16 protein-coding genes are annotated in these 15545 nt (G+C 48.9%); 2 read left to right on the plus strand and 14 right to left on the minus strand.

Going from position 1 to position 15545, the window contains the following annotated elements; genetic code table 11:
- Positions 1 to 16: 16 nt before the first annotated feature.
- Both GPK49_RS12395 and GPK49_RS12400 read left to right on the plus strand, forming a co-directional pair.
- The gene (locus GPK49_RS12395; RefSeq protein WP_215678293.1) at positions 17 to 1060 is read left to right on the plus strand and encodes a hypothetical protein; all 1044 of its coding nucleotides are present in this window, start codon (positions 17 to 19) and stop codon (positions 1058 to 1060) included.
- 129 nt (positions 1061 to 1189) lie between these two features.
- Positions 1190 to 2974 carry an S-layer homology domain-containing protein gene (locus GPK49_RS12400; RefSeq protein WP_215678295.1) on the plus strand — a complete coding sequence of 595 codons (1785 nt, stop codon included), beginning with the start codon at positions 1190 to 1192 and terminating at the stop codon, positions 2972 to 2974.
- A 57-nt stretch (positions 2975 to 3031) separates the two neighbouring features.
- On the opposite strand, the gene GPK49_RS12405 is transcribed toward GPK49_RS12400, so the two are convergent.
- The 14 genes from GPK49_RS12405 to GPK49_RS12470 form a co-directional block, all read right to left on the minus strand.
- Positions 3032 to 4135 (minus strand): stalk domain-containing protein, encoded by a 1104-nt coding sequence (locus GPK49_RS12405; RefSeq protein ID WP_215678298.1) that lies wholly within the window; start codon positions 4133 to 4135, stop codon positions 3032 to 3034.
- Positions 4136 to 4153: 18 nt separating this feature from the next.
- Positions 4154 to 4828, minus strand: a complete 675-nt coding sequence (locus GPK49_RS12410; protein WP_016406724.1) for a DUF2461 domain-containing protein — start codon at positions 4826 to 4828, stop codon at positions 4154 to 4156.
- Positions 4829 to 4831: 3 nt separating this feature from the next.
- Positions 4832 to 6220: a glycine--tRNA ligase gene (locus GPK49_RS12415; RefSeq protein WP_215678300.1), complete on the minus strand. Its 1389-nt coding sequence runs from the start codon at positions 6218 to 6220 to the stop codon at positions 4832 to 4834.
- 395 nt (positions 6221 to 6615) lie between these two features.
- Positions 6616 to 7341, minus strand: a complete 726-nt coding sequence (gene recO / locus GPK49_RS12420) for a DNA repair protein RecO (RefSeq protein ID WP_215678303.1) — start codon at positions 7339 to 7341, stop codon at positions 6616 to 6618.
- 16 nt (positions 7342 to 7357) lie between these two features.
- On the minus strand, positions 7358 to 7501 hold the full coding sequence (locus tag GPK49_RS12425) for a hypothetical protein (RefSeq protein ID WP_215678305.1): 144 nt from the start codon (positions 7499 to 7501) through the stop codon (positions 7358 to 7360).
- 252 nt (positions 7502 to 7753) lie between these two features.
- Complete coding sequence (gene era / locus GPK49_RS12430; protein WP_016406728.1) at positions 7754 to 8656, minus strand: GTPase Era; 903 nt, start codon at positions 8654 to 8656, stop codon at positions 7754 to 7756.
- Positions 8653 to 9132 carry a hypothetical protein gene (locus GPK49_RS12435; protein WP_016406729.1) on the minus strand — a complete coding sequence of 160 codons (480 nt, stop codon included), beginning with the start codon at positions 9130 to 9132 and terminating at the stop codon, positions 8653 to 8655. The genes era and GPK49_RS12435 overlap by 4 nt, the downstream gene beginning before the upstream one ends.
- 12 nt (positions 9133 to 9144) lie before the next feature.
- Positions 9145 to 9723: a uracil-DNA glycosylase gene (locus GPK49_RS12440; protein WP_215678308.1), complete on the minus strand. Its 579-nt coding sequence runs from the start codon at positions 9721 to 9723 to the stop codon at positions 9145 to 9147.
- Between the two features lie 18 nt (positions 9724 to 9741).
- The gene (locus GPK49_RS12445; protein ID WP_016406731.1) at positions 9742 to 10086 is read right to left on the minus strand and encodes a DUF6054 family protein; all 345 of its coding nucleotides are present in this window, start codon (positions 10084 to 10086) and stop codon (positions 9742 to 9744) included.
- Positions 10087 to 10098: 12 nt separating this feature from the next.
- Positions 10099 to 10491, minus strand: a complete 393-nt coding sequence (gene cdd, locus GPK49_RS12450) for a cytidine deaminase (RefSeq protein ID WP_215678312.1) — start codon at positions 10489 to 10491, stop codon at positions 10099 to 10101.
- A gap of 203 nt (positions 10492 to 10694) precedes the next feature.
- Entirely contained in the window at positions 10695 to 11165 is a 471-nt protein-coding gene (ybeY, locus tag GPK49_RS12455; RefSeq protein WP_016406733.1) for an rRNA maturation RNase YbeY, read from the minus strand.
- Complete coding sequence (locus GPK49_RS12460) at positions 11149 to 13335, minus strand: HDIG domain-containing metalloprotein (protein WP_215678315.1); 2187 nt, start codon at positions 13333 to 13335, stop codon at positions 11149 to 11151. The genes ybeY and GPK49_RS12460 overlap by 17 nt, the downstream gene beginning before the upstream one ends.
- Entirely contained in the window at positions 13301 to 14302 is a 1002-nt protein-coding gene (locus GPK49_RS12465; RefSeq protein WP_215678318.1) for a PhoH family protein, read from the minus strand. The genes GPK49_RS12460 and GPK49_RS12465 overlap by 35 nt, the downstream gene beginning before the upstream one ends.
- The gene (locus GPK49_RS12470) at positions 14292 to 15527 is read right to left on the minus strand and encodes a sporulation protein YqfD (RefSeq protein WP_215678321.1); all 1236 of its coding nucleotides are present in this window, start codon (positions 15525 to 15527) and stop codon (positions 14292 to 14294) included. The genes GPK49_RS12465 and GPK49_RS12470 overlap by 11 nt, the downstream gene beginning before the upstream one ends.
- Positions 15528 to 15545 lie beyond the last annotated feature (18 nt).

Genomic DNA, 15545 nt, shown 5'->3' on the forward strand with positions numbered 1-15545 from the left:
GAAAAGGGGGGTTTTTATGACAGAGAAAAACAAAGGCAAGAAGCTTCTCACTTGGACATTGGCACTTTCTATGACGCTTGCCCTGCCGCCGGTTGGGGTATTCGCAGAGGATGGTGCCGGGGGCGAAGACTCTCAGCAGACGAATATCGCGTCTGCTACAGAACAGCCTGACGGCTCGTCCAACGGAAGCGGAACAGCCAACAACGAAGGGAACAAACTAGCAAGCACATCTGAGGAAGGCGGACAGACGAACGACCCTGCCCCTTCTTTAGGGACAACCGGTGCTCCTGCTTCTTCTGGCGAGGAGAAGAAGGGTGAAAATGAAACCTTAACGCCTTTACCTACACCTGTAAGCGGTGGAGAAGCTGAGGAAGGCAAGGACAACACTACTCCTTCCGAGGGTAAAGATGAAAACAAAGACGAAAGCAAAGGCGAAACAACTGGCGAAGTAGTGACGTATGCGGCAACCATCGATGGTAAAGAGGGAACCTACGAAACACTACAAGCGGCAATCGACGAGGCTGAAAACAACGAGACCGTTGTACTGGCGAAGGATGTAACCGAAAACATCAATATCAACAAATCTATTACACTGGATTTGAAGGGGAAAACCTTGACAGGTTTAGGTAACGATTCCGTTGTAACCATTACCGGCGCGGAAACTAATGTTACCATAACAAGCAGTGCAGAAGAAAAAGGTAAGATTACCGGTGGTAATAATCTTTCTAATGGTGGCGGTTTCTCTATTCAAGATGCAACCGTTAACTTACACAACTTATCCATTACTGAAAACAAAGCAATCGGTGACGGCGGAGGATACACGGGTGGTGGTGGTATCTATACAAAGGATGCTAATCTAACCTTGGACAATGTTCACGTTTATGAAAACACTGCTGACCTTGAAGAGCATGAGGCTGCTGACGGCGGCGGCATTTTGTCTATCGGCGGTGCTCTAACCATTAAAAACAATTCTGTTATCGAAAATAATACTGCCATAGATGACGGCGGTGGTATTTGTGCAAGCAATACTTTGGTAAACATCGAGGCTTCTGTAATTTAAGATAACCATTCCTTATATGGCGGAGGACTTTATGTTACTGGAAAAAACTCTTGTACAATTACCCAAAACACACGTATTCAAAATAACCGTGCAGAGTATATGACCTCTAAACAAAAAGAAACTGAATTCATGGTTCCTATTGGCGGAGGTATCTACTGTGGTGACGGACTTGATTTGACGATTCAGAATTCTACTGTTGCCTTGAATATCGGCGGTGACCAAGGCGGTGGTATCGTAGCTTATAGTATGGGTGAATTAACCTTAGATCATGCTGAAATTACCGATAATAACGCCTCTTTTGGCGGTGGTATTTTTGCTTTGTGTACTGCCGCAGCTAATACCCATATTACTTTACAGAACGGCTCCTCCATTAACAAAAATGAAGCTGCAAATGGTGCAGGCATTGCAATTTGCAATCTACTTGAAACAAAAAATAATGCAATACTTACTATTAAGTCCGGCAGTGAATTGTATGGTAATAAAGCAACAAATGGTTATGGTGGTGGTATTTACAGCCAAAGCGCAACAATTACTATTGGTGAAAATACCACAAATTCGGATTCTAATGGAGGAGAATCTATTACAAATAATAACAGTGCTTCTATCTGCAACAACCAAGCAAGCTACGGCGGTGGTATTTATGGAGTTACCTCAAATATTATACTCGCCGAAGACAATGCATTGTATAACAATGCTGCACAAACAGCCGGTGACGATTTATTCACATTTGGTGCTAATAGTATGATTTCTCTTGCAGATGCAACAAAAATGTCGGGTGACAGAAAGCTTGCTTCTGATGGCGAAAAAATTACAGGTTGGTTCTATGACGGCTATAAGGATGGTCGGTATTCTCGTTGGGGAGCAGAAACAGAGGATGGTCAAAAATATTTCGATGCCTATGTAACAGATGAAACCGCTCCTACTCAATTTGGTTTAAAAGCGGCACATGAACAGCTTTACAAGGTTACGGTTCATTATGCTTACTCCGACGGCACAAAGGCTGCGGAGGCTGCAGTTATTAACGTAAAAGCAGGTGCGGCTTATTCCATTGACAGCCCTGCTATCGAAGGCTACAAGGCAGATAAAGCCACAGTTTCCGGCACAATTCCTGCCGACAAGCCTGCGGATACGGTAATCACTGTAACCTACACCAAGGAATCCTCCGGCGGCGGTGGTGGCGGCGGCGGACATCGTCCCAAGCCCAAGCCGACAGTAGAAATTCCTGATGATGACGCACTGGGTCTGAACAACACTGACCACTTTGCTTACATCGTTGGTTACGGGAATGGCGAAGTACAGCCACAGAATTCCATCACCCGTGCAGAGGTAGCGGCAATCTTCTTCCGTCTGCTTGAGGATGGTATCCGCAGTGAAAACTTCACACATCAGAATGATTTCTCCGATGTGGCGGCGGACGCATGGTATTGCAGCTCCGTTTCCACGCTGAGCAGGATGGGCATTATCGCAGGGTATCCCGATGGGACATTCCGCCCGAACGCACCCATCACGCGTGCGGAATTTGCGGCAATCGCAACACGCTTTGACAACAACGGCGACAAAACGCCCGTAAGCTTCACCGATATCATCGGGCATTGGGCAGAAGGCGAGATTACGGTTGCGGCGAACCATGGCTGGGTAAGCGGCTACGGCGACGATACATTCCGTCCCCAGAATCAGATTACCCGTGCAGAAACCATGTCTCTGGTAAACCGTGTGCTGAAGCGTCTCCCTGAGACTCCGGCGGATTTGCTTCCCGACATGATTACATGGACGGATAACGCTGATACAAGCAGCTGGTATTACCTGCCCGTGCAGGAGGCAACCAACAGCCATTACTACGAATTCAAAGAGAATTCCAAGCATGAAAAATGGACAGAGCTGCGCGAAACACGCGATTGGTCTAAATTAGGATAAAAAAGGCAATAAAAAAGGAAGGGTTAACATCCCTTCCTTTTTATTGCCTTAAAACCATCAGCTTTCAGACAAAGCAAGCTTTACGGTTGTATCCGCATAAGGTACTTTTACCTCCGGCGAGCCTGCCGCGTAAGGCAGGATATCATAAGGATTATAATACAGAACCAGTGCATCCTCGGTCAGGCAGAAATTAACTGCGGAGAGTGCTTTCTCGCTGTTCTGCTGATAATACTCAAGCAATTCGCCTACGGTTTCTTTGACATACGCGTCAAATTTTTCCTTCACATAGCTGTCTGTATCGGCGGCATTCTTCCCCAGAACCTCGCTCAGCGTAAGCGCTTTATTTTCCGCCAGATTAAAGGTCTTGGAGCTTTTCAGCGTATTGGGATGTGCGCCGTAGGTATTCGCATAATCCAGCTGTGTGATAGAAAGCAGGTTATCCTGATTCAGACTAACCTCAAAGGAGCGTGTGAAAACCATTGGATGGTAATTCTTGCCCTCGGAAGCAAGGACTGCCGCGGCAGAATCCTTAAATTCCGCTTCCGCTTCGGAAATAGCAGCTTCGGCATCCTTTTTATACTGTTCATTTACCGCTGTGATAAAGGCGTTATTGTCCTTATTTTCAATGACGGGGTATTCAAACGCTACCGTAATCAGAATATTTCCCTTATCATCTGTTATATTCTTGGAAATATGTGCGGATGTAACGGCATACTGCCCCTGTTTTTTCTGAATATCCACGGTTTTGGTATCGGCAGACCAATCAACCGTGCAGTCCAGACCTTCGGAAATGGCTCTCAGCGGCACAAGGGTTCTGCCGTTTACGATTTTCGGCGCAACATCCAGCTTCTTTGTTTCGCCATCAACGGTGATTTCGTTTTTGCCGATTTCCAGAGTGATCCATTGATTGCCTCTGTTTGCCGTAACCACCTGCGCGCCATTCTCCTTCGTATAGGAAACGGCACAATCCAGTGCTTCAAAAATCTTTCTGAACGGCACAAGGGTTCTGCTGTTTTCAATCACGGGATTTACATCAAACTCCATCTGACTGCCGTTCAGCTTTACCGTAACAGCATCCGCCGCATAGGCAGGAACTGCACCGAAAACCAGCACCGCACCTAAGGCAAGGCTTACGTTTCTTTTTACCGTATTTCTTTTCATCCTAAATCCACTCCTTTTTTATTCCGCTTCAATGGCATCCAGAAAAGCATAGAAATTTTTGAGCCTGCTCCATCCCTCTGCGAGGAACTGTGGTAATTCAGGGGAAAAGAGGATATCCTCCATACCGCCGTGTGCCACAAGCAGGACATCCTTTTTGGGATACCACGCCTGCAAAAGCGGGGAAAGCGTTTCATTTTTGAATTTTTTATATGCTCTCCCTTCCAGACGGAAAAGAGGGTCTTTCTCAAATTTTTTCGCCATACGTTCAAACGCCGCAGGATTGCTTTCGATTTTTCTGCGGTATGCCGCAAGGAAGGCAGACGGACTGCACCACATGCCAAGACCATGCTCATAGCCTTCGGGGCTCAGCTCGAAATAGAAGGAAGGGCGTTCCTTCCATGCCGTTCCCTGCAATGCCGCATCATACAGCACAACCCAACGGCTTGCGCGGTAAGGGCTTTTATCCTTGGAAAAGCGGATATCGCGATTGATACGGGAAACGGAGCATTTCATTTCCCTGCCACCGAAGGCTGTGCTTTCCGCCACAAGCGCCGCCGCAAGGCTATCAAAGGGTTCCTTCAGCACGCGCTTATAGCGGTCGCGGTTTTCCTCCATCCATTCGCGGCTGTTATTCATCCGCAGCTCCCAGAGGAAATCTATTGTTTCCGCGGTAAAGCCTTCAAATGGTTTCATGGCTTAAAACTCCATTTTTTCCTTCAGATAAGGAACCAACTCTGCGATAGGCATTCTTACCTGTTCCATGGTATCTCTGTCACGCACGGTTACGCAGTGATCCTCAACGGAATCGAAATCGTAGGTGATGCAGAAGGGTGTGCCGACCTCATCCTGTCTTCTGTAGCGCTTACCGATAGAGCCTGCGTCATCATAATCGCAGTTAAATTCCTTCGTCAGTGCTGCATAAACCTCTGTTGCCTGCTCATTCAGCTTTTTGCTCAGAGGCAGAACAGCCGCCTTGATGGGAGCCAGTGCGGGATGGAATTTCAGAACGGTTCTGACATCACCTTCGCCGACCTCCTCTTCGTTATAAGCATCGCACAGGAATGCCAGCGTTACACGGTCCGCACCAACAGAAGGCTCGATGCAGTAAGGCACATATTTTTCATTCTTTGCCTGATCATAATATGTCATATCCTCGCCGCTTGTGTTCTGGTGGCAGGTCAGGTCATAATCGGTTCTGTCCGCAATGCCCCACAGCTCGCCCCAGCCGAACGGGAATTTATATTCGATATCTGTTGTACCCTTGCTGTAGTGAGACAGTTCTTCGGGAGAGTGATCTCTCAGACGGATTGCATCCTCTGTCATATTCAGGCTCAGCAGGAAGTTTTTGCAGTATTTTCTCCAGTAATCCAGCCATTCCAAATCTGTACCGGGTTCGCAGAAGAATTCCAGCTCCATCTGTTCAAATTCTCTGGTACGGAAGGTGAAGTTACCGGGTGTGATTTCGTTACGGAAGGATTTACCAATCTGACCGATACCGAAGGGCAGTTTTTTTCTTGTGGTTCTCTGCACATTTTTGAAGTTTACGAAGATACCCTGTGCGGTTTCGGGACGCAGATAAACCACGTTTTTCGCATCCTCTGTTACGCCCTGGAAGGTCTTGAACATCAGGTTAAACTGACGGATATCTGTGAAGTTATGCGCGCCGCAGGAAGGGCATGCAACCTGATTATCGTCTACGAATTTCTTCATTTCTTCATTTGTCCAGCCGTCTACAACCACTTCGGGCATATCATGGGATGCCATGTGGTCTTCAATCAGCTTATCGGCGCGGAAACGCTCCTTACATTCCTTACAGTCCATCAGAGGATCGGAGAAGCCGCCAACGTGACCGGATGCCACCCATGTCTGGGGGTTCATCAGGATTGCACAGTCAACGCCGACATTCTTGGGGTTTTCCTGAATAAATTTCTTCCACCATGCTTTTTTCATGTTATTTTTCAGCTCTACACCCAGAGGGCCATAATCCCATGTGTTTGCCAGACCGCCGTAAATTTCGGAACCGGGGTAAACAAAGCCTCTGTTTTTTGCCAATGCTACGATTTTTTCCATAGATTCTACTGCCATTTGAATTCCTCCTTATTTCTGTGGGACTCACCAATGTATCTTGCAAGGGACGAATAGAAACTAGAAAAGCTCCCGTCTCCTCGCTGTTCAGCAAGGGACGAAAGCTCTTAAAATCTTCCGCGGTTCCACCCTCGTTGATTGATGCCGACGCATCAACCCTCTCTTGTGACACTGCTCCAAAGTGCCCTTCTCTGTTTCGCATCGCTGTCTTGCACCAACCGACAGCTCTCTGCAAATGCTCCGCAGATACTCCTCTTCTTCATCGCAGTAATGATTAACTTGTGGTTTATGATAACGCTTTTCTCTTTTTCTGTCAAGGCAAAAAATTGCACTTAAATCCGTGTATTTTTCCGCCTTTCTGCAAAGGAATAGACAAAAAATGTACGATACTTTATTCACTGTTCAAAAAAATCGCGTGTTTTCAGCCTTATGCCCATGTGAACCTCCAAATATTTCCGTAGGATAAAGGTCAGCTGTTCGAGTGCTTCGGCGGAAAGCTGAAAGCCAAACGCCGCGCGGCTCTCTCTTTCCAGCACAAACCGAACCGCCCTTCGGACGGCATCCAGAACAAAAATGCTATCCTCTGTGCGGTGCTTTTCACAGTAAAACGCACCCATCCTGCCGTCAAAATAGAGTGTCCCCTTGCCTTCGCCGCAGATATGGCATACATCTGACGCAAAGAGCCCATTCAGCTGCAAAAGCTTTAATTCAAAGATACGGGAAATCAGCTTCGGCGGCAGAATCCCCCTATCCATCACAAGAAAGGCATAATACAAAAGCTCCAACACAGCATCCTGCTCCATACCGGCAGGGCAGCTGCGCTCCGTCAGCTCTGCCAGATACATGCCCTCGGAGAACTTATCCATATCCAGCCGCAGACCGTAAAAGCTATTTTGCAGCTCTGCCTGTGTGACGGAATAAAAGCCCTTACCCTCATAGACCACAAAATCGGCATAGCAGAACAGCTGCGTCGCCGCCAGAAGCTTACTTTTCACCCTTCTGGCACCGCGGGCAGAAAGCAACACACGACCCACGCCCTGCGCCAGAAGCACAATCTGCTTATTGCTCTCGCCCTTTGCCTGCTCACGCAGGACAATGCCGCGCAGCTTTTCCGTTCCCATAGCCGACCTCATTTCTTTAATAAAAACGCTTATGCCTTGATGCTTCCTCTATACGGCGGCGCGGATTTTGCGATTCCTTTTCCGCCTGTCTGCGGTAGCGCAGATAATCCGCCACCTGTCCTGTCTGCAAAAATCTCTGCCAATGTTCTCTTTCGTTCATACAGCACATCCCCTTTCGGGAATAGGATATGGAGAAAGAAAACCGCCCATACTATAAAAAACTTGCCATTCTTCCGTGGGGCGCTGCCCCACACCCCGCTAGGGAAATAATTTCCCTAGAACCCTTATACTTTTGCAGAAACATTTCATGTTTCTGCGGTATCGGGGCAAGGGTACAGTACCGCCAAGACAGGGCGGCGGTTGCCCGAAGGGCAAGGGTTGAAAACCCTGCTTGAACAAAGTCCCCAAGGTCTTAAATATTCTTCTTGTCGTAGCCGAAGTTTTTCAGCAGGAAATCACTATCCCGCCAGTCCTTCTTCACCTTTACCCAAAGCTGTAAATAAATGGGCGAACCAAGCAGTCTCTGCATATCATAGCGTGCGGTGGAGCCAATGCGCTTGAGCATCGCCCCCTGCTTGCCGATGATAATGCCCTTATGCGAATCCCTCTCGCAATAAATGGTTGCCTGCACATCCACGATATCCTTATCGGGACGCTTCTTCATGGACATAATCTCCACCGCAATCCCATGCGGCACCTCATCCTGCAACAAATACAGCGCCTTTTCGCGGATAATCTCCGATGCAATCTGGCGTTCGGGCTGATCCGTCACCATATCCGCAGGGAAATACTGCGGCCCTTCCGGCAGATATTTCCGAATTACCTCCAGCAGCTCGCCTGTATTTCTGTCCTTCATGGCAGAAATCGGCACCACCTCCGCAAAGGGATATGCCTTGCTGTAAACGGAAATCACCTCTAACAGTGCTTCCCGTTCTACGGTGTCGATTTTATTGATAACCAGTACAACGGGTGTTTTTACGTTTTTGATGCGTTCCAGAACGTATTCATCCATTGTCTGCACCTCTGTGGTGGGTTCAATGAGCATCAGCACCAGATCCACCTCATTAAAGGTTGTTTCCGCAGAACGCATCATATATTCGCCCAGCTTGGATTTCGGCTTATGAATACCGGGGGTATCCAGAAAAACACACTGAAAATCATCCTTCGTCAGAATGGAGGTAATCTTATTTCTTGTGGTCTGCGGCTTATGCGAGGTAATGGCAATCTTCTCCCCGATCAGGCAGTTCATCAGCGTGGATTTGCCGACATTCGGTCTGCCGATCAATGCAACAAAGCCGGAGTGAAATTTTTTCATTCTGTTTCTACCCCTCTTTCCTTCAGCATTTCCTTCTGCTCTGCCAGGAAGATTTCATCCTTTTTCTCCCAATCCTTCGCCATATCCAAAAGAAGCACATATTGCAGCCATCTTTCGTTTTTGGTATCAATATCCTCCTGCGACAGCCCCTTAATCAGACACAGCGCCTGATAATATTTCATGCCGTTTTCGGCTGTCATATATTCGGAATTCATCCCCAGAACAACGTGGATTTTGTTGGTATTGGGCAGGCGATATCTTCTGATATCATCCTGAAAATCGGTTACATCCTTTCCCATCATTTTTGCAAATTCGCAGGCAGCCTTATAATGCGCCATCAGCTCGCTTTCTGTGATTTTCACACGAAATGCGCCCCAGTTTTCCTCGATATAGGCAACCACCTCTTCCATAGTTCTTGCGTTTGCCTTCAGTTCCACATCTGCAAATTTTGCCTTCAAAGCGTCAATGCCGTTCATGTTTTTTTCCTCCTAAATTCTCTTTCCATGTTCCTTCAATTCGTCCCACTTGGCACGAATCGCCTGCATATCCTCCCATGCAGGACGTTTTTTTGTGGCATCCCTGAGCAGTGCAGAGGGATGATAGGTTGCTATGATATGATACCCCTTTCGCTCAAACCACTGCCCTCTCTGGCGAGTAATGCGAAATTCGGGGTCGATAATCGTTGTGGCGGCAATACGCCCCAGACAGACGATGATTTTCGGCTGAATCAGCATCAGCTGATATCTGAGATAATTCAGACATGCCTCCTTTTCATCATCATGGGGGTCACGGTTGCCGGGCGGACGACACTTGACCACATTGGCAATATAGGCATCCTCTAAGGAAAGTCCGACCCTTGCCAGCATTTTATCCAATAATTGTCCCGCAGGGCCTACAAAGGGTACGCCCTGCAAATCCTCCTGCTGACCGGGACCCTCCCCGATGAACAGAATATCCGCATTGCGGCTGCCTTTGCCAATGACAACATTGGTGCGCATTTCCCATAGCCTGCATTTTTTGCAGGAATGGCACGCGCCCTCTAAAATTTCCCAGCTTTTTTCCGCCATGCCTTCCACCTCAAACTCTTACTTACAAATATATTCCGCTAAAGCGTCCCGCGCCGAAGTGCTGAAGCTTGCACCTGCGCCCCAGTCAAATCGGAAAATCACCCCTTGACCGCCACCGCCGGCAGAAAGATGCACCCTCGTGTGCTCCTCCAGATTATCCGCCAGAAAGGTCAGCGTGGCTCTGTTGCCGGAGCGCATATAGTATTTCTCGAATAAAACCATGATGATTTCCTTGCCATTCGGCAGGATTCGCACATATTCATCCAGAATTTCTCCCGAATATAAGCCGGCTGTCACTGCCTCCTTGACCTTCTCCGCCGCCTCTTTCGGGGAAAGGTATACATAAAAATCCATTTTTTCCATCGGGATTCCTCCTTACCGAATATCCTCCTTGCGAAAGCCCATCGGAAGCAGCTCTCTGACTGTATATGTTACCATGCCCTTTTCCTCGCTGTAAAGCAGGACTTTGCCTTCGGGCATAAATTCCGCTAAAACCTGCCTGCAAATGCCGCAGGGAGAGGCATAGTCCCCACTGCTTGCCACGATTGCGATTTTCTCAAACTCCCGATACCCCTCGGAAACCGCCTTGAAAACGGCTGTCCGCTCGGCACAGTTCGTTGCTCCATAGGACGCATTTTCAACGTTGCAGCCCTTGAAAACCGCCCCATCCTTCGCTAAAAGCGCCGCCCCGACCCGGAATTCGGAATAGGGCGCGTAGGCGTTTTTCATCGCATCCTTCGCCTGTAAAATCAATGCTTCGTCTGTCATAAAGGAATCCCTCCTTTGCTGCCTGCCATCCGGCAGAAAATACTTTTTTGAAGATTTTAAAGCTTAGCTTTTCCTAATGAAAAAAAGTTTTTTCTGCACAAGGATGACTTTTCGCCGCCCGATAGAAAATACTTTTCAGAACTGTTTAGCCTGCGTCTCTGTTCTGAAAAGTTTTTTCTATGCAAGGGCGGCTTCAAGCACTTTTACTTCCTCGGAAAGCCTGCCTGTAATAAAATCTCCTTCTGGCGGCGGAACATCTCCGCTTCCTCCTCCGGCTCCATGTGGTCGTAGCCTAAAAGATGCAGCATGCTGTGCGCCGTCAGAAACGCAATTTCCCGTTTCAGAGAATGTCCGTATTCCTCCGCCTGCTCCTTCGCACGCTCCAGAGAAATAATAATATCCCCCAGAACGATTTCGTCATTCTCGTTGACCTCTGCTTCTTCCCCCTCCGCAAACGTCAGCATGGGAAAGCTGAGCACATCCGTTGCTCTGTCAATGCTTCTGAACTGGCGGTTAATCTCACGGATTTCCTCGTTATCCACAATGGAAACGCTGATTTCGCAGTCCTCGTCAAATTCTTCGTATCGCAGGGCTTCCGCCGCCGCCCTGCGGATGGCATCCTCCAACTCCGCCGTCAATGGCTCGTCCGTTCTGTTGTCAATCAGTAAATTCACTGCTTTCTTCCTCTCTTTTTTCTTCTTCTATTTTTTCTTCTCTTTTTTCTTTCTTTTCCTCCGCCTTGCTTTCCTCTGCGCCCTTCTTCGCCGCCGCATTGATTTCTTCCTGCTTGGGATACGCCACTCTCTCGTGGTACATCCCCTGGAATACCTTCAAAAATGCTCTGCGGATGATTTCCAGCTCATGAATCCCTAAGCCGCTGTTGTTCAGCTGTCCGTCATCCAGCTTGTCCTTGATGAGCGTTTTAATAACGCTTTCCGCCTCTGCCAGTGTTTTTCCGCTGCCAAGCATGGAGCGCACCGCCGCTTCTACCGTATCCGCAAGCATGACAACCGCAGATTCTCTCGTGCTCGGAATCACACCCTGATAGCGGTAATCCGCTTCATTCACGTTATCCGCACCATAAAGCTTGAGTGCCTTAAAATAGAAAAACTTCACAAGGCTTGTCCCATGATGCTCCCGAATGACATCCAGAATGACATTCGGCAGACCGTGTGCCCTCCCCATTTCCACACCGTCCTTCGGGTGCTGTGTAATGATTTTCGCACTCGTTTCGGGTGCAAGGTCATCATGGGGATTATAGCCCGCCTGATTTTCCGAAAACATCTGCGGATTTTTCAGCTTGCCGATATCGTGATAATATGCACCTGCTCTTGCCAGAGCAGTATTTGCGCCGATTTCATACGCCGCCGTCTCTGCCAGATTTGCCACAATCAGGCTATGATGATACGTTCCCGGTGCTTCAATCATCAGCCGACGAAGCAGCTCATTATTCGGATTTGTCAGCTCCAGTAGACGCAGGGGCGTATTCGCCTCAAAGGTTGCCTCCCAGAAGGGCAGGCTGCCCACCGCAATCACAACGGAAACCAGTCCCATCACCGCCGCAAACAGGCACTTTAACAAAAGTCCTGCGGAATAGCCGCTTTCAAAAAACAGCCCTACCCCAAACATTGCCGCAAAGCTGACCGCCGCCATCGCCACAGTCACCCAGACCATCCGCTGACGCTTTTCCGTTTTCTGGATGAGCAATGCACCCAAGGTGCCGACCAGAAGGGAATACATCAGAAACTGCACATCCCCATTGAAGATGAAGCAGCCGATGATGCAGAACAGCGTATTCATCACCAATGCTACGCGCCGCCCCACCAGAAGGCTTGTCAGCATGGCAAACAGCCCAAGGGGAATCAGCGTAAAATAAGCCGCGCCGCCCATCAGCCGCAGCAGCAGTATCATAATCACATAAATCGTAAAGAGCATTTTCGCTTCATTGGGCTTCAGCACAAACTGCCCTCTGCCCCATGCGAAGAAGATGTACAGCGCAACAAACAGCAGCACAACCAGCAGAAAGCTCCCCAAAAGCGGCAGCACACTACTCTTATAATCGGCACCGCCGACCAGATGCAGGCTCACCAATCTGTCATAAATCTCCTGCGTGATGATTTCGCCCTCATCCACAATTTTCTGGTTTTTGCGGATCATCACATCCGCAACCTCTGCGCGCTTTTCCTCTCGCGCCGCTTCGATTGCCGCTTCATCGGGCAAAAGGTTCGGTGTAATCGCCGCATCGAAAATCGCCCCTGCCATTTCCTTTAAGCCTTTATTCCATGCCGTTGCCGCAAAGGCTTCGTTTGCCTTCTGCCTGCCCTCCTCCAGCGCATCGGCGGTAATGCCCTCGGTATAGAGATTGTTCATCGTGACCAGACAATCCTCCTGAAAGAGAGTGCGGTTGGATTTTCCCAATGCCTGATACGCCTTAAGCTCCCGTTCGGAAAGCACAACCGGCAGCTTCCAGGGGGCCTCCTGCGCCTTCACGACAAAGCTTTCGCCCTCCTTCAAATTAGCAAGAATCTGTTCCAAATCCTGAAACAGCTCCTTCACCTCGGCATTGCTTTCTTCCTCCACCGCGGCATCCTGCTTATAAATAGGGGCAACGCTGTCCGCCGCCGCATCCTTGAGCTTATTGGTCGCAACCTCATCCACTGCATCCGCTTCGGCAACATAGCGTTTTTCCGCCACAGAACCGACCTGCACGGTATCCAGCTCCTGCACATAGGAGCCTGTGCCGATGCAGAGAAGCGTCAGCAGAAAGGCAACCGCAAACATCACCTTGCGCGCCTTTTTCTGCTTTCTGTTATTTATGAGGGATTCGTCTTTCCTTCTTGCCATCCTGCTCGCCTCGTTTCCTGTTTTCAAACTTTTCATATGCCAGAATGATTTTCTGCACCAGAGGATGACGCACAACGTCCTTATTCGTCAAGGTAATCTGCCCGATACCCTCGATACCGGAGAGAATCCTTGTTGCCTCCATCAAGCCGCTGCGCTTGCCCTCCGTCAAGTCAATCTGCGTCACATCTCCCGTAATAACCGCCTTCGAGCCATACCCGATACGGGTCAGAAACATTTTCATCTGCTCCGGTGTCGTATTCTGCGCTTCATCCAGAACGATAAACGCATTATCCAGCGTGCGTCCGCGCATATATGCCAGAGGGGCAACCTCAATCAGACCCTTTTCCATGTTTTTCATGAAATTTTCCGCGCCCATGATTTCATACAGCGCATCATACAGGGGACGCAGATAGGGGTCTACCTTCTGCTGCAAATCTCCGGGCAGAAAGCCCAGCTTTTCCCCCGCTTCAATGGCAGGACGGGTCAGGATAATGCGGTTCACCTCATTATTTTTAAAGGCAGTAATCGCCATTGCCATTGCCAGATAGGTTTTCCCTGTACCGGCAGGGCCAATGCCGAACACAATCGTATTATTCTTGATTAAATCAACATATTTTTTCTGCCCCAGTGTTTTGGGCTTTAAGGGTCTGCCGTTTACGGTAATGCAGATGAAATCATCATACATTTTTTCCAGTTCACGCAGGTCGGTTTCCTCCGCGGAGGAAATGAAATATTCCAGATTCTGCTCCGTAATTTCCTCGCCCTTTTTCACCAGAGCAACAAGGGAATGGAGAATATTCCAAGCCTTATGGACATCCTTTTCCTCGCCCGAAATCTTTACATCATCCCCACGATTGACAATGCTCACGCCGCACGCCTTCTCGATTTTCTTGATATTTGCATCAAACTGCCCAAATACAGGCAGAATGATATGGTTTTCCATCTGTATGGTTCTTTCAAAGCTCATTCGCGTTTTCCTGCTCCTTTTCTTCGTTCTGATTTTCTGTTTCTATGTTCTGCTTTTTCTCCTCTATTCTTTCCGCCATGGTAATTTCCGCATCTGCGCGGACACTGTTGGCGTAAACCTCATATCTGATTTGTATATCCTCTATTGTACCGTAAGGAGACAATAAATTCTCTGCATTTTTTCTTAATTTTTCTTCCAGAAGCGTTTTTGCTTCCGCCGCGGTGCGCGTTTTCTGCACCGTTTCGTATGCTCGCCAACGCTCCCTCCGCCATGTGAGGGGCAGCTTCCTATCCCCCAGACCGAGGATTTTCTCGGAAAGCAGCTCTCTTTCCCACTGCACATCACTGTCGGGGTGAAGGATATCCAATTCCCTTCCCGAAAAGAGAAGGCTGTGGTTTTTCCTTACCTCACCACTATAGACGGCTTCCTCATACTGCAAGGGCAGCTCCTCAGTCAGCCGCCGCCAGATGCGCGCCGTTACGGTGCCCTCCGCCGCGGTGTATTCCGTATGCTGTTCCTCCCCCTCCAAGCCAATCGTCAGCGCGGAGGAAATCAGCACATCCCCCTTTTTCACTACATCCCCTGCGGCAACCAGAGGGGTTCCCCGTTCCGCAGTAATCTGCAAAATCACACCGTCCGTCGATGCAACAATATCACAGGGCGTTTCCTTATCAATGATTTCGACCCCTTCAATCGTTTCCGCAAGTCGGATGGTCGCATCTGTTCCGTGAATCCCGACGCTTACCCACGAAATGTCCGCAAAGTCCTCCAAAAGTCCATTGGTGACAGCCTGTGTATCCACACTCCGTTTCCGGACACCGGGGTATAGTCCCATTTCCCTGCAGGCGGAGAGAAGCTCCTCCTTGGAAAGGCGTTCATTCCCTTCAATCCGCATTACCCAGACAAAGGAGGACAGAAGATACAGCCCTGCCGCAAAGCACAAAAGCCCTGCCGTCCAGACCTGCCGCCTGCCAAATCGCCCCAGAAAAACGGGCAGACCGCCATAGGAAAGCACCTCCAGCGCACAGCCCGTTTTTTCGGCACACGCCTGCAAAAGCTCCAGGCTGTTTCCTGCTGCTTTCATCGTCATGCTGGCACCTTCGCGCGCCACCTCCCATAGATAGACACCGCGATACGCCGCCATATTCATAAAGCGTTCCGCCGAAAAGCCTTTCACCCTTATTTTAACATATCCACATAAATAATACCATAACGCTAGGAACAAAATCCTCCCCCCAATGTC

Source organism: Clostridium sp. MCC345, assembly GCF_018785345.1.
Classification (GTDB): Bacteria; Bacillota; Clostridia; order Lachnospirales; family Anaerotignaceae; genus Anaerotignum_A; species Anaerotignum_A faecicola.

What these genes read in the sequence shown, in the direction of transcription:
- GPK49_RS12395 (WP_215678293.1), top strand. Translation starts at nt 17, where the DNA reads ATGACAGAGAAAAACAAAGGCAAGAAGCTTCTCACTTGGACATTGGCA.
- GPK49_RS12400 (WP_215678295.1), top strand. Translation starts at nt 1,190, where the DNA reads ATGGTTCCTATTGGCGGAGGTATCTACTGTGGTGACGGACTTGATTTG.
- GPK49_RS12405 (WP_215678298.1), bottom strand. Translation starts at nt 4,135, where the DNA reads ATGAAAAGAAATACGGTAAAAAGAAACGTAAGCCTTGCCTTAGGTGCG.
- GPK49_RS12410 (WP_016406724.1), bottom strand. Translation starts at nt 4,828, where the DNA reads ATGAAACCATTTGAAGGCTTTACCGCGGAAACAATAGATTTCCTCTGG.
- GPK49_RS12415 (WP_215678300.1), bottom strand. Translation starts at nt 6,220, where the DNA reads ATGGCAGTAGAATCTATGGAAAAAATCGTAGCATTGGCAAAAAACAGA.
- recO (WP_215678303.1), bottom strand. Translation starts at nt 7,341, where the DNA reads ATGGGAACGGAAAAGCTGCGCGGCATTGTCCTGCGTGAGCAGGCAAAG.
- GPK49_RS12425 (WP_215678305.1), bottom strand. Translation starts at nt 7,501, where the DNA reads ATGAACGAAAGAGAACATTGGCAGAGATTTTTGCAGACAGGACAGGTG.
- era (WP_016406728.1), bottom strand. Translation starts at nt 8,656, where the DNA reads ATGAAAAAATTTCACTCCGGCTTTGTTGCATTGATCGGCAGACCGAAT.
- GPK49_RS12435 (WP_016406729.1), bottom strand. Translation starts at nt 9,132, where the DNA reads ATGAACGGCATTGACGCTTTGAAGGCAAAATTTGCAGATGTGGAACTG.
- GPK49_RS12440 (WP_215678308.1), bottom strand. Translation starts at nt 9,723, where the DNA reads ATGGCGGAAAAAAGCTGGGAAATTTTAGAGGGCGCGTGCCATTCCTGC.
- GPK49_RS12445 (WP_016406731.1), bottom strand. Translation starts at nt 10,086, where the DNA reads ATGGAAAAAATGGATTTTTATGTATACCTTTCCCCGAAAGAGGCGGCG.
- cdd (WP_215678312.1), bottom strand. Translation starts at nt 10,491, where the DNA reads ATGACAGACGAAGCATTGATTTTACAGGCGAAGGATGCGATGAAAAAC.
- GPK49_RS12460 (WP_215678315.1), bottom strand. Translation starts at nt 13,335, where the DNA reads ATGGCAAGAAGGAAAGACGAATCCCTCATAAATAACAGAAAGCAGAAA.
- GPK49_RS12465 (WP_215678318.1), bottom strand. Translation starts at nt 14,302, where the DNA reads ATGAGCTTTGAAAGAACCATACAGATGGAAAACCATATCATTCTGCCT.